Raw genomic sequence first — 12,823 nt, 5'->3', positions numbered from 1 at the left:
TAGTATCCCCGCGGTCCCATGAGCACATCCGTCTACTCCCGTTACCGCGCCGCCTTCGCCCAGGCTCTTGCCACTGCCCTGGGCGTACCGGCCGCCGACATCGAAGCCCAGGTCAAGCCCGCCGAGCCGGCGCACGGCGACCTCAGCTTCGCCACCTTCCCTCTCGCCAAGGCCCAGAAGAAGGCCCCGCCCGCCATCGCCGCCAGGCTGGCGCAGTCGCTCAGCGTCCCCGGGCTGGAAATCAAGGCCGTGGGTCCGTACGTCAACGCGCGCTTCCCCACCCTGCCCTTCACGGCGGAGGTCATCGACGCCGCGCGAGGCGCGGGCATCCGCTACGGCGGTGACGAGGACGCGGGCCGCGGCAAGACGGTGGCCATCGACTACTCGTCGCCGAACATCGCCAAGCCCATTGGCTTCCACCACATCCGCACGACGTTCCTCGGCCACTGCATCGCCAACATCTACCGGGCGCTGGGCTGGCGGGTGGAAGGCATCAACTACCTGGGCGACTGGGGCAAACAGTTCGGCCTGGTGGCCGTGGGCTTCCAGGAGTACGGCGACCCGGCCCGCATCGACGACATGGGCCACCTGGTGGAGGTGTACGTCAAGGCCAACAAGCGCGCCGAGGCCGAGCCCGAGTTCGACGAGAAGGCCCGCGCCTTCTTCCGCCGCATGGAGGCCGGTGACGCCGAGGCCCTCAAGCTCTGGAACCAGTTCCGGGACACCAGCATCAAGGGCTTCAAGAAGATCTACGCGCGAATGGGCATCGAGTTCGAGCACATCGAGGGAGAGAGCCGCTACCAGGGGAAAATGGACGCGGTCATCGACCAGATTGCGAAGAAGCCCGGCGTGAAGGAGTCGCAGGGCGCGCTCATCGTCGACCTGCCCTACGCAGAGAACGAGCCGCCCATCCTGCTGAAGAAGAACGACGGCAGCACGCTGTACGCCACGCGTGACCTGGCCGCCGCGCAAGACAGGTATGAGCGCTTCCAGTTCGACAAGTCGCTCTACGTCGTCGCGCAGGACCAGGCGCTGCACTTCCGGCAGGTGTTCCGCACGCTGAAGGAGATGGACCTGCCCTGGGCGGACCGCGCCGTCCACGTCGCGTTCGGCCGCATCCACGGCATGAGCACGCGCAAGGGCCAGGTGGTCCAGCTCAACGACGTGCTGGACGAGGCGCGCGAGCGCGTCTCCGTCAAGGTGCGGGAGAACGTGGAGGCCGGCCGCATCCAGACGGATGACGCGGACGCCCTCTCCGAGCAGATCGCCCTGGGCGCCATTGCCTTCGGCGACCTCAAGCACAAGCGCGCCAGCGACTACACCTTCGACTGGGACGAGGTGCTCAGCTTCGAGGGCCACACCGGCCCCTATCTCCAGTACGCCCACGCGCGCGCCGTCAACGTGCTGCGCAAGGGCGGTGGCGCGCCGGCCCGCTACGACGCGGCCCTGCTGACGCTCCCCGAGGAGCAGGCCCTGCTGCGCGAAATCATGCGCCTGCCCGAGGTGGTCCGTGACGCGGCGGAGCAGTACGAGCCCAGCCTCGTGGCGAGACTGCTGCTCGACGTGGCCTCGGCGCTCAGCCGCTACTACACGCTGGGCAACCAGGAGCGCGACAAGCGCATCAACGTCGAAGGCAATGACGCGCTGCGTTCCGCGCGACTCGCCCTCATCGACGCCGCCCGGGTTACTCTGGCCGCGGGACTGACGCTGCTGGGCATTCCCACGCCCGACAACATGTAGCCGGGAGCATTCTTGGAGACCGCGCTGTCACCGACTGCGAATCAGGGGACGTCCACACTGAAGGACGAATTCGGCCCCATGGGCCGGGCGCTGGGAACGCGCTACCTGGAGAGCGTGCACTTCCCGCCGGAAGCGGAAACAGAGCTCCGGAACCTGCACGCCAAGGGCTTCGTGGTGCACGTCATGCGCACCACCGCCTGGGTGAACTTCCTCTACCTGACGTGGGCCATGGTGCGCCGGGCGCTGCCGCCCGTGCGCGCCGTGGTGAACCTGCGGCCATGGTTCACCAGACCCTGGCGACAGGCGAAACAGAGCGGTGACTTCACGCAGCGCTTCGAGCACGCCCGGCAGACGGGGGGCAGCGGTCTGGTCTTCCTGCGCCGCACCGCCCTGCTCCGTCCGTCCGGGAAGGAGACGCGCGAGGACCCCTTCCCCGCCCTGGTGGCCATGGCCCGCCAGTCCGACAAGCCCGTGTACCTGGTGCCGGAGTTGTTCGTCTGGGAGAAGCGCCCCGCGCGCCTGAAGCCCAACTGGGTGGACGTGGTGTTCGGCAGCCCCGAGGCACCGGGATTCCTGCACTCGATGCTGGCCTTCTTCCGCAACTACAAGCGCGCGCAGTTCCGCGTGGGCGAGCCCATCGACCTGCAGCGCTTCGTCGCGGAGAACCCTCGCGACTCGGACGAACTGCTCGCCCGCAAGGCGCGTAGCAGTCTCCACGTCCACCTCGCGCGCGAAACGCGGGCCGTGTTCGGTCCGCCGGTGAAGCCCGCCTCGCGTGTCATCGAGGAGACGCTGCGCGACAGGTCCCTGCGCAAGGTGGTGGAGGAGTGCGCGGCGGAATCCGGGCGCAAGCCGGAGAGCGTCCTGCGCGAGGCTCGCCGCAACCTGGAGGCCATCGCCGCCAAGCCCAGCCCCACCGCGCTGGCATTCACCTCCCCCGTGCTGGAGTGGGTGTTCAACCGCATCTACGACGGCATGCACGTGGACGAGGCCGGCCTCCACCGCGCGCTCAAGGCCGCGAGCCACGCGCCCATCGTCCTGTGCCCCAGCCACAAGAGCCATGTCGACTACCTGGTGATGAGCTGGGTGCTGTGGAACCGGGGCTACGCGGTGCCCCTGGTGGCCGCGGGCGCCAACCTCTCCTTCTGGCCCCTGGGCACGTTCTTCCGCCGCTGTGGCGCGTTCTTCCTCCGGCGCTCCTTCAAGGGCGACAAGGTCTACGCCGCGTCCTTCAAGGCCTACGTGCGCAAGCTGGTGCACGACGGCATCCACCAGGAGTTCTTCCCGGAAGGCGGCCGTTCGCGCACGGGCAAGCTGCTGTTGCCCAAGCTGGGCATGTTCACCTGGCAGGTGGAGTCCGTGCTGGAGGGCGCGCGCGATGACCTCATCTTCGTGCCGGTGGCCATCGACTACGAGAAGGTCGTCGAGTCCAGCAGCTACTCGAAGGAGCTGGCTGGCGGAGAGAAGAAGCCCGAGGATCTCAAGGCGCTCTTGAGCACGCCCAAGGTGCTGGCGGCGAGGTACGGCCGCATCCACCTGGGCTTCGATGAGCCCATCTCCCTGCGCGCGTTCATGCAGGCGCGTGGCATCAACCCGGACGAACCGGTGTCGGACGAGCAGAAGAAGGGGCTCGTCCGCGCGCTGGGCAACCGGGTGATGTACGGCATCAGCAAGGTGTCCACGGTGACGCCGCACGCGCTGGTCAGCACCGCCCTGCTCTCGCACCGGCGCCGCGGCCTGACGCAGCGGGAGATGGCGGACCGCATCAACATCCTGCGCCGCATCGCCGTGGAGGAGGGCTCGCCGCAGTCGGTGGAGATGCGCAACGCCCCCAGCAACCCGGAGACGATGGGCCCCATCCAGGACGCCATGCGCACGTTCATCTCCGACGAGATGGTGCGCACCCAGGAAGCGCGTGGCGAGGTCATCTACCAGGTGGAGGAGGCACGCCGCCCGGAGCTGTCCTTCTACAAGAACACGCTGATGAACCTGGTGGCCTCCCGGAGCCTCGTGGCCAACGCCATGCTGGCCAGCGGCAGCCCCGCGCCCTACGACACCGTGAAGGAGCGCGCGCTGTTCCTGTCCCGCCTCTTCAAGGTGGAGTTCATCTACCGGGTGGGCACCACGTTCGACTCCATCTTCGCGGAGACGGTGGAGCGGCTGGAGCGCATGGGCCTGGTGCTCGAGGAGAACGAGACGCTCCGCGTGGCCCCCGAGGCCCACGCGCGTCCGGACCTGGAGTTCCTGGCCGACATGCTGCGCGACTACCTGGAGGCCTACCTGCTGGCGGCCCTGACGCTCCAGGACGTGGCCACCGGCGCCGCGGAGGACCGGAAGTCCTTCGTGAAGATGGCCCTGGAAACGGGCCGCGCGGAGTACCACGCCGGCCGCATCACCGCCTCCGAGTCCCTGGCCAAGGTGACGCTGGAGAACGCGGTGGCGTTCCTCCTGGACCAGAAGCTGCTCATCGAGGCCGACAAGAAGCTGACGCTGGGCCCCGCCGCCACCGAGCAGCAGGCCCGCACACAGCTCGTGGACGACATCCGTGGGTACCTGAAGCGCGGCTGAGCGGCCCTCCTTGGCCCCGTCCGCGCCCGCCTCCGCACGGTTCGAGCCAGGCTGAAGGACATCAAGGTTCGAACACGAGAGGAATAGGAGAAAGCCCGTTGGAAGACGCCCCCCCCAGCGATGTTGCGCCCCCTCCACCAGGGCCGCCCTCTGGCACCCGCTTCAGCACGAGCCCCAAATGGCTCGCGGTGGTGAGCGCCGCGTTTGCACTCGGCGCGTTCATCCTCGTGGGCGGCACCGTCCAGCTCGCGAACCCAGCCTTCGGCATCTGGTTCACCGAACTGGTCGTGTTCCTGGGCCTGGGCTGGGTGATGCTGCGCAACGCGGGCTGGCGCCCTGTCCTCTACACGGGGCTGCGGCCAGCCCCGCGAGCGGCCACCGTCTTCGGCTTCCTCCTGGGCGTGGCGAACTTCTTCGCGTTGGTGGTCCCCATCCAGTTCCTGGCCCAGTCGGTGGCGCCGGAGTGGCTGACGCGGATGTTCGACAGCTCGAAGCTGTTCGCGGATCAGACACCGCTGGAGCTGGCCATCATCCTCACGGGTGTGTCGGTGGCCGCGCCCTTCTGCGAGGAGTTCTTCTTCCGCGGCATCTTCCAGCGAGGCCTCACCCCACCGGCACCCGCGCCCACCACCGCGCCCCTGGTCATCTCCGCCGTGGTGTTCAGCGCCTTCCACCTGGACCCGGTGGGCTTCCTGGCTCGCACGGAGCTGGGCCTGCTCTTCGGGTGGCTCTACCTGCGGACCGGCTCGCTGTGGCCCGCCATTGGCGCCCACGCGGCCAACAACCTGGTGTCCTCGGTGCTCTTCCTGTCCGCCAAGGCACTGGGCACGGATGCCTCCGAAGCGACGTCTGAAGCGACAGACCCCCGCCTGGTGCTCGTGCTCGCCGCGGCGGGCTGGGCGGGCGTGAGCGCCCTGCTCACCTACGCGCGGCGGCAGCCTGGCGTCTGGGGTCCCGGCGCACGCGCCAGCGACGAGGAAGCCAAGGAGCCCGGCCCCACGCCGTCCCTGGTGCGACTGATGCTTCCCTGGGTGGTGGGGGCCACGGTGTCACTGGGCCTGCTGGTGGCCGTGGACTCGCGAGGGTTGGCCCTCAACTTCTACGACGCGCAGCACCCGCTGCCGACGCTGGAGTCCCCCAGGCCCCCGCGCTGCATGCGGAGCGAAAGGCGCTGAGCGCGCTCCGCGCCTCGGCGCGGCGAGGGGAGCTGCCCATGGAGGCCTACTACGAGGAGCGGGAGCGGCAGATTCGCGCGCACCGCATCCAAACCGGGCCAGGGCTGAAGCCCTGACCCGCGCCGTGCCGCTTCAGACGAAGCGGTACGTGCTGACGTGGAAGATGGGACCCACCATGGCGCTGGTGAGCGTGTCCCCGTCCACGCGGCCTTCGGCTTCGATGCGCTGACCGTCCTTCTTCAGCTTCCGGTCCCCGCCAGCGAGCTGGTACGTGGTGCCGTCGTCGCCCTCCAGCACCCAGACGCCCGTTTCGATGTCACGGAAGACGACGCGGCCCGTGAGCTTCATGCGTCCTCCTTCTGGAGCATCGCGCGGGCGATGACGAGGCAGATGACGGTGTTGAAGCCCAGCCAGGGCTTGGCGAGGAACGCGAAGGGCAGCCACGCCAACGCCGGCGCTCCGGCCCAGGCCGTGTAGGCCAGGAAGCCCGCGAAGCCGAGCGCCGGCCCCCATGGCCGACCGCAGCCCCCGCCACTTGATGGCCGGCAGCGACAGGAGCAGCGGGATGAGCGCGCTGTAGAACAGCGGGTTCACCGTCCGGCCCCGGCCGAAGATGATGCGCTCCCAGTCCGGCAGGGGCAGCGACGCCACCTGCACCACGTCTCCCGCGGCCCCCTCAGCGCCCCCGAACCAACCGCGCAGGAAGAAGGCGCCCACCGTCGAGAGCAACAACGGGATGAGGAAGGCGGGCCGCACCAGCACGTTGAGGTAGCCCGGCCGCGCACGGCCTCGCAGCGTCAGCAGCACGAACGCCAGCAGCGCCAGCGCCCAGTACAGCGGCGGCCACTGCGCCAAGCCGCCGCCGCGCAGCGACGCGAGCGACGCCTCGGCGTTGAGCAGGCCGTGGCCGTACTGCTCGCTCCACGCCTGGTCCGCAGACTTCTTCGCGCCCGCGTAGAGGGCCTGCTCCACCTCGTCCGGTCCCTTGGCGCCGGCCGCGTAGAGCATCGCCGCCACCGCCGCGACGTGCGGCGTGGCCATGCTGGTGCCCTGGTAGGACGCGTAGACGAAGCGCGAGACGTCGCGCGGGTCGAGGGTGTTCTGGAGGATGCCCCCTGGTCGCCCCGGCGCTTGTCACCGCCCGGCGCGGCGATGTCCAACTCCTTGCCGTAGGAGGAGTACGGCGCCAGCACACCGTCCGGCCCCACGGCCGACACCGCCACTGCGCCCGGGTACGCCGCGGGGAACTCCACCGTCGCACGCCCGCCGTTGCCGGCCGCGGCCACCACGGTGACGCCCTTCTTGCGCGCGTACTCCACCGCGCTGGCCATCACCTGCGAGTACGCCCCGCCGCCCAGGGACAGGTTGATGACGTTCGCCCCCTTGTCCGCCGCGAAGCGGATGGCGTCCGCGATGTCCGCCGTGTTCCCGCCACCGAAGTGGTTGAGCACCTTGACGGGCATCAGCGTCGCCTCGAAGGCCACTCCCGCCACGCCTTCGCCATTGTTGGTGGCCTGGGCGATGGTGCCCGCCACGTGCGTGCCGTGCCCGTGGTCGTCGTTGGCGTGCGCGTCGTCGTTGACGAAGTCGAAGCCCTTCACGAACTTCACGCCCTGGAGGTCCGGCGCCTGCTTGAAGTCGCCGTGGTCCTCGTACGCGATGCCGGTGTCCAGCACCGCCACCACCACGCCCTTGCCCCGGTTGCGCTCCCAGGCCTTGGGCATGTCGATCATCCGCAGGTTCCACTGCTGCGCGAAGTGCGGGTCGTTCGGCGTGAAACTGGCGCGGACCTCCATCATCGGCTCGGCGGCCTCCACGGCCGGGTGCTGGCGGATGCGCTCGAGCACCCCGTCCACGTCATCCACGCCCACCGCCACCGTGAGGGCCTCGTCGGCGCTCTCCACGGAGTTGAGCTCCAGGTCGACGCCCCAGTCGGCCTCCCAGGCGTCGAACTCCGCCTTTGTCGTGCCGTCCTTGAAGTCCACGACGATGGCGCCCGCCACCACGTCCCGCGCATCGAGCGCCCGCAGGTTCGCGGGGGGAGGCGTGTCCTGCTCACGAGAAGCGGACGCACAGGCGGCCGTCAGCGTCAGGGCCAGCGCCGCGCCACCCAGGGTCCATCGCACCTTCCGCATCAGGCCACTCCTTGAGAAACGAAACACGCGTCTGGAAGACCCCTACGAACGAACGTCACAACGATTGGGTCTGCACCGACAGTCTGGATGTCCCCTCTCCCTGCGTGCAAGGGCGGCAAGGAGGAGAAACGTGAAGAAGTACGATGGTTTGCGATACGACGGTCATCCGCCGGAGAGCCGCCGCAGCCAGGCCGCGACAGCTCGGCCGACCTGAGGAAGGTTCCGCTGGAAGGTAGGCCCGGCATCGTCGATGACCTCCAAGTCGCCTCCCGTCCGAGCGACAGCGGCGGAGACGGCGGCCCGCGGCAGCCGGGTGTCCTCCTCCCCCTGTACCACCAGGAGCGGGCACGTCACCCGGGACAGGACTTCCGGCGCCACCAGGGCCGGGGCCACCAGACACAGGCCTCCCACGGCGCGGTGCTTCGCCTGGAGCGCCAGGGCCACCTGCGCGCCCCCGTGGAGTGACGCCACCGCCAGCGCGTTGGCCCCCGCGTTCTCCAGCAGCATCTGCATGGCGGCCTCCGCGTCCGCCAGCAGCTCCAAGTCCCGCCCCCGCTTGCCCTGGCTGGCCCCCACGCCCCGGTGATTGAACCGCAGCGTCGGAAAGCCCGCGTTCGCCGCCGCCCAGACGAGCTCCGCCGCGATGACGTGGTCCATGCCGCCCCCTTCGTCCGGCCGGGGCGGAATCACGAGCAGCGGCGGCGCCCGGCTTCCCCGGTGCGTGGTGCCCTCCATGACCTCCGACCCCACCGGCACCAGCGTCGCGCGTTCGAGGAACTGACCTTTCTGAACCATGCCCCACCATAAACCCCTCTCCCCTCGCGCGGCCGCGCACACGCACCATCCGACAAGAGCCCACACGCGATTTCACGTCGAATCTTCTCCAACCGGAAACTTCCTGCTGGATTCGAGGACAATGGGGAAACACCCCCAGATTCCGCAGGAGCCCCCCACCCCATGAGCACCATCCAGCGCGGACGGAACAGCATCGCGCAGACCTCCCGCAGCACCGCCGACCGCGTTCGTGGAAGTGGCTCGACCGCCACCAACACCGTGCAGCCTCCCGTGACGGGTGGCGCCGCTCAGCGCGGCGTCGTGGTGGATGGCTTCGACAGCCGCTCCGCGCAGACGCGCGCGGTGGGTGGCGTCTTCACCGCGCCCGCGGGCTCCAAGGACAAGGTCTTCGACGGCAAGCTGGTGGGCGCCGGCGGTCAGACGTTCGAACCGAATACGCCGCTCAACCAGGTCCCCGCCTTCGTTCCGGCGAACAACCCGAACGCCACGGCGACGGTCGTCTACGTCAACGGCATCAGCACCAACAAGGACGGCCAGGCGCGCGAGCTGCAGGCCCTCGCGAACAGCACCGGCATGCGCGCCATCGGCGTGCACAACGCCACGTCCGGAATGCTCGCCGACGTCATCCAGGCCGCGAAGGACAAGCTGAACAAGGGCAAGAACCCCGCGGTCGACTCGCTGTCGGACATCGTCTACTCCGAGCTGAAGGCGGGCCGTGACATCCACCTGATGGGCTACAGCCACGGCGGCCTCATCACCTCGCGCGCGCTGAAGGATGTCGGCAACCGGCTGCGCATCGAAGATGGGATGTCCAAGGCGCAGGTGGAGCAGCTGCTCAGCCGCGTCAACGTGGAGACCTTCGGCGCGGCGGCGACCACCTACCCGGACGGCCCCAACTACGTGCACTACGTCAACAACAAGGACGCCGTGCCTGTCATCTTCGGCCAGGGCAGCAAGGGATGGACGCCGGGCGACCTGTTCCGCGACGCTGGCAAGGGCGCACAGGTCCACCACTTCTCCGAGAAGGGCATGTTCAGCGGCGCCCACTCGCTGACGGAGACGTACCTGAACCACCGCGTCCCGTTCGAAGAGGGCCGCGCCGGCAACTTCTGAGTCACCCTCCCCTAACGGGAGACAGCGGAGGCCACGAGGTGATGAACCTCGTGGCCTCTTGCGTTTCAACCCGCGATTCGCGGCGGGCTACACGGACTGCAGCACGTAGAACTTGAGGTACTTCCCCTCCGGGAACTGCAAGCGCACCGGGTGGTCCGGCGGCTGATAGCGCTCCTCGACGAGCGCCAGGTCAACGCCCGCCTTGAACCCCGCCTCGCGCACCGCGCCCATGAAGTCGTCCGGGCTCACGCGCGCCGAGCACGACGCCGTCGCCAGCAGCCCACCCGGCCGGAGGATGGCCAGTGCCTGCCGGTTGAGGGAGGCGTACCCGTCAATGGCCGCCTGCACCGCGCGCTGGCTCTTCGCGAAGGCGGGCGGGTCCAGGATGATGAGGTCGAAGGTGCGGCCCTCGTCCTTGAAGGACTGGATGATCTTGAAGACGTCCGCCGCCAGGAAGTCGTGCTTCTCCGCGGCGATGCCATTGCGCGTGAAGTTCTCCCGAGCCAGCGCGATGGCGTCCGGGTCCTGATCCACGGAGAAGACGCTGTTGGCCCCGCCCAACGCCGCGTTAACGGAGAAGCCGCCGCTGAAGCTGAAGCAGTTGAGCACGTCGCGGCCCTTGCCCAGCCGCCGGATGAGGTAACGGTTCTCCCGCTGATCCAGGAAGAACCCCGTCTTCTGCCCCTTCCAGGCGTCCACCAGGAAGGTGGCTCCGCGCTCGCGGATGGGAATCAGCTCTGGGGCCTCGTGGCCGTAGAGCATCTTCCCGGAGCCGCGTCCCTCGTCCTCGTCGACGTCGTCGCGGCCGACCTCATCACGGCCGATGATGCCCTTGAGCCCGGGCACGCCCGCCTTCAGCGCCTCGATGAGGAGCGGCCGGTACGGCGTGAGGCCCGCGGAGTACAGCTTCATCACCGCCCAGCCCGCGTACAGGTCCACCACCACGCCCGGCAGGCCGTCGCCCTCGCCATGAATCAGGCGGTAGCTGTCCGTGTCGGTAAGGTCGATGAGAGCCGTGCGCTCGGTCAGGGCCTGACGCACCCGCCGGGTGATGAAGCCCGCATCCACGGTGTCACGCGAGTCGCGCGTGAGCACCCGCACGGCGATGGCCGAGTGCGGGTCGTAATACCCGCGCGCCACGAACTTCCCGTTCTCCGTCAGGTCCACCACGCTGCCGGCCGGAATCTTCGGCACGTGCTCCAGCGCCTTGCGGAACACCCACGGGTGCCCCGCGCGCAGGTGGCGCCCCAGTCCACGCGCCAGCTCCAGCTTCACGACATTCACGGTGTCACTCCTCACGGGCCGCGCCGCGGCCCTCCGGGCCAGGATGGCGCGAGCCAGTTCCTCGAAGCCCCGCCCCTCGGGCGCCCGGGTGATGAAAGCAGGTGGCGCCTCGATGCGGTCCAGAACGGCCCGCACGTTGGCCACGCCGACGCCCAGTCCAAAGGCGGCGAACATCGGGGCGTCGTTGAAAGAATCCCCCGCGTATACATAACGGCCGTCACGCGGGTCCAGCCGTTCGCCCCACGCCGTCCGCGCGAAGCGCCGCGTGGCGCTCAGCTTGTCGAAGCGGCCCAGCCAGCAGTTGATGTGAATCGACGAGCGCACGGCCGTCACGCCTCGCGCCACCAGCAGGGACTCGATGCGGTCCGCCCCCGCGTCCCCCAGGCGGGCCTCCTCGTTGTAGTCCACCGCCAGGTCCACTTCCGTGTACGCGCTGTCCATGGACAGCCGCGCACCGGGCACCAGATTGAGCACCCGGGCCACCTCGGACTGGAGCCGCCGCCGGTTCGCCACCCGCTCCGCCGGCGCCTCCGCGTAGACCTTCCGCAGCCGGCCATGCGCGCCCTTCAGGAAGAACAGGCCACCGTTCTCCACGATGACGCCGTCCACGGGGAGCTGCCGTGCCCAGGCCTCTCCCCAGCCCGCCGGGCGGCCACTCACCAGCACCACGCGCAGGCCCGCGGACGCGAGGCGCTCCAGCGCCCGCACCGTGTCCGAGCGCAGCTTGTGGCCCGTGGTCAGCGTGCCATCCACGTCGGTGAAGACGCCCTCCACGCGGGACAGGTCGGCCTCGCGAAGCGGGCGCGGGACTCGCGCCTTCAAGAGCGCCTTCATCACATCACGTCCAGACCAGCGAGCAGTCCCTGGAAGGTGACGATGGTGGACCGCAGCTCATCGGGCGAGAGCTGGCCCACCTGGAGTTTGCGCGCCTTGCGCAAGAAGGCGTCCAGCTCCGTCGCGCGCCCGTAGAGGGACTGGCCGCTGCCGGCCGCCTCGGCCAGGGCCCGGGCCGCGCCCACGGGGTCAGAGCCCACCAGTGACATGGCGCGCTCCAGCCGGACACCGCACGACGCCCACACCTCCCGGTCATGGATGATGAGCAACTGCCGCTGGTTCACCGCGGACAGGCCTTGGACGAAGGTGTCCAGGGCCTCCACCACCGTCACCAACTCCGCGCAGGAGGGGCTCGGGAGGATGGCCAGGCGGCCGACCTCGGCGCGCATCTCCACGATGTGCCGCTTGTCCTGCGCGCGCAGATTCCGGTAGGCGGCCGTGCGCCCGAAGGCGTCCATTTCCGTCTGGAGCTGCTGGGCATTCCACTGCACGTCCTGCGCCTCCGCATCGCGGACCTTCTTCAGGCGCGCGGTGAGGATGCGGCCCAGGTCGGCGGTGATGGCGCGGACCGTTACCGCGGCCTTCACCTCCGCCGCGTAGCCCGGCACCACCTGGGCCCGCGTTGCCTCGCCCAGGAGGCTCGCCGACTCGAACACCAGGTTGCTCATTTGCTCGCGGAACCGGGCGCGGATGCGCTGCACTTCCGCCAGCAGCGTCCACCGGTCGCTCATCACCGACGGGTTGCGCATGGCCTCGCCCAGTTGGGTGATGCCCTGGGCAATCTGGCTCATCGCCTCCTGGAGGATGCCGACGGGGGCCTGCGTGCTCGCGCCGCCCGGGGACGGCACGGGGAACTCTTCCCGGATGACGTTCAGCAGGCCGTTGACGTCTATCACCGTGTCACGGATGACGGGCGCCATCTCTTCCCACAAGGAGAGGTCCGGCGAGGAATCCACGACGGGCGTTTCGTACCGCACCAGGTCGAGGTCGCTCAGCCGGGAGATGGCGTGCGCGGTGGCGACGTACACCTTGCGCAGGCGGCCGGCGAACGCCGGATCCGGATGGGACTGGAGGATTTCTTCGAGCCTCGGGGACAGCGAGGCCTGGGGGGTCTCAGCGGCTTCGGACACGGGTGTCACACTCTAGCGCTCGACTTCCGCGCGGGGGAGTTCTAGCACT

The 12,823-nt window shown here is 69.3% G+C and carries 7 protein-coding genes and 3 pseudogenes; 4 read left to right on the top strand and 6 right to left on the bottom strand.

Translation table 11 applies throughout. The annotated features are described in order from the left end of the window. Positions 1-18: 18 nt before the first annotated feature. The 3 genes and pseudogenes from argS (at position 19) to QEG98_RS17370 (ending at position 5,599) form a co-directional block, all read left to right on the top strand. Positions 19-1,740 (top strand): arginine--tRNA ligase, encoded by a 1,722-nt coding sequence (argS, locus tag QEG98_RS17380; RefSeq protein WP_316567447.1) that lies wholly within the window; start codon positions 19-21, stop codon positions 1,738-1,740. A 12-nt stretch (positions 1,741-1,752) separates the two neighbouring features. Continuing rightward, a complete protein-coding gene (locus QEG98_RS17375) occupies positions 1,753-4,308 on the top strand; it encodes a 1-acyl-sn-glycerol-3-phosphate acyltransferase (RefSeq protein ID WP_090495000.1) in 2,556 nt (851 codons plus the stop codon). Positions 4,309-4,406: 98 nt separating this feature from the next. Continuing rightward, positions 4,407-5,599, top strand: a pseudogene (locus tag QEG98_RS17370) (CPBP family intramembrane glutamic endopeptidase). A 16-nt stretch (positions 5,600-5,615) separates the two neighbouring features. On the opposite strand, the gene QEG98_RS17365 reads toward QEG98_RS17370, so the two are convergent. The 3 genes and pseudogenes from QEG98_RS17365 to QEG98_RS17355 form a co-directional block, all read right to left on the bottom strand. Continuing rightward, complete coding sequence (locus QEG98_RS17365) at positions 5,616-5,831, bottom strand: DUF5818 domain-containing protein (protein ID WP_011553331.1); 216 nt, start codon at positions 5,829-5,831, stop codon at positions 5,616-5,618. Continuing rightward, positions 5,828-7,618 (bottom strand): annotated as a pseudogene (locus QEG98_RS17360) (S8 family serine peptidase). Before QEG98_RS17360 ends, QEG98_RS17365 begins: the two are co-directional and overlap by 4 nt. A 162-nt stretch (positions 7,619-7,780) precedes the next feature. Next, positions 7,781-8,413 carry an alpha/beta hydrolase gene (locus QEG98_RS17355; RefSeq protein ID WP_316567446.1) on the bottom strand — a complete coding sequence of 211 codons (633 nt, stop codon included), beginning with the start codon at positions 8,411-8,413 and terminating at the stop codon, positions 7,781-7,783. A 162-nt stretch (positions 8,414-8,575) separates the two neighbouring features. On the opposite strand from QEG98_RS17355, the gene QEG98_RS17350 reads away from it, so the two are divergent. Next, complete coding sequence (locus tag QEG98_RS17350) at positions 8,576-9,526, top strand: hypothetical protein (protein ID WP_011553328.1); 951 nt, start codon at positions 8,576-8,578, stop codon at positions 9,524-9,526. Positions 9,527-9,613: 87 nt separating this feature from the next. Here QEG98_RS17350 and QEG98_RS17345 read toward each other — a convergent pair whose 3' ends face one another. The 3 genes and pseudogenes from QEG98_RS17345 to QEG98_RS17335 form a co-directional block, all read right to left on the bottom strand. Continuing rightward, positions 9,614-10,810: a class I SAM-dependent rRNA methyltransferase gene (locus QEG98_RS17345; RefSeq protein WP_316567908.1), complete on the bottom strand. Its 1,197-nt coding sequence runs from the start codon at positions 10,808-10,810 to the stop codon at positions 9,614-9,616. Between the two features lie 201 nt (positions 10,811-11,011). Beyond that, a pseudogene (locus QEG98_RS17340) lies at positions 11,012-11,644 on the bottom strand (HAD hydrolase family protein); the annotation flags it as partial. Next, positions 11,644-12,783, bottom strand: coding sequence for a hypothetical protein (locus QEG98_RS17335; RefSeq protein WP_316567445.1), 1,140 nt, complete (start codon positions 12,781-12,783; stop codon positions 11,644-11,646). The gene QEG98_RS17335 and the pseudogene QEG98_RS17340, both read right to left, overlap by 1 nt. Positions 12,784-12,823 lie beyond the last annotated feature (40 nt).

Origin of the sequence: Myxococcus sp. MxC21-1 (genome assembly GCF_032612255.1) — a bacterium.
In the GTDB taxonomy this organism is placed as follows: domain Bacteria; phylum Myxococcota; class Myxococcia; order Myxococcales; family Myxococcaceae; genus Myxococcus; species Myxococcus virescens.
The sequence above is the reverse complement of the archived record's forward strand: the minus strand, read 5'-3'. Positions and strand labels throughout refer to the sequence as shown.

Excerpts from the sequence above, each read along its gene's own strand:
- QEG98_RS17350 (WP_011553328.1), top strand. The coding sequence starts at position 8,576 with ATGAGCACCATCCAGCGCGGACGGAACAGCATCGCGCAGACCTCCCGC.
- QEG98_RS17355 (WP_316567446.1), bottom strand. The coding sequence starts at position 8,413 with ATGGTTCAGAAAGGTCAGTTCCTCGAACGCGCGACGCTGGTGCCGGTG.
- QEG98_RS17365 (WP_011553331.1), bottom strand. The coding sequence starts at position 5,831 with ATGAAGCTCACGGGCCGCGTCGTCTTCCGTGACATCGAAACGGGCGTC.
- argS (WP_316567447.1), top strand. The coding sequence starts at position 19 with ATGAGCACATCCGTCTACTCCCGTTACCGCGCCGCCTTCGCCCAGGCT.